This is a genomic window from Micromonospora sp. DT231 (genome assembly GCF_049847025.1).
Lineage (GTDB): Bacteria > Actinomycetota > Actinomycetes > Mycobacteriales > Micromonosporaceae > Micromonospora.
Genome location: NZ_JBNCNO010000048.1, coordinates 1 through 338, shown reverse-complemented (window position 1 = coordinate 338; position 338 = coordinate 1). Strand labels below are relative to the sequence as shown.

The following is a 338-nucleotide window of genomic DNA, read 5'->3' as shown; positions in this document are numbered from 1 at the left end:
TCGCGGTACCAGGTGACGGTGTCGGCGAGGCCGGCGTCGAGGGTGATGCTGGGGGTGTAGCCGAGCTCGTTGTGGATCTTGGTGATGTCGAGGGAGTAGCGGCGGTCGTGGCCCTTGCGGTCGGTGACCGGGATGACGCGGTCCCAGTCGGCGTCGCAGGCGTCGAGGAGTCGGCCGGTGAGTTCCTTGTTCGTCAGCTCGGTGCCGCCGCCGATGTTGTAGACCTCGCCGGCGCGGCCCTTCTGCTGGACCAGGGCGATCCCGCGGCAGTGGTCGTGCACGTGCAGCCAGTCGCGGATGTTGGCGCCGTCGCCGTAGAGGGGGACGGTGCCGCCGTC

1 protein-coding gene is annotated in these 338 nt (G+C 69.8%); it reads right to left on the bottom strand.

Translation table 11 applies throughout. The features are described 5' to 3' along the window. Positions 1 to 338 (bottom strand): GDP-mannose 4,6-dehydratase (locus ACPXBU_RS34855; protein ID WP_425761405.1); only part of this gene is annotated, 338 nt, incomplete at both ends.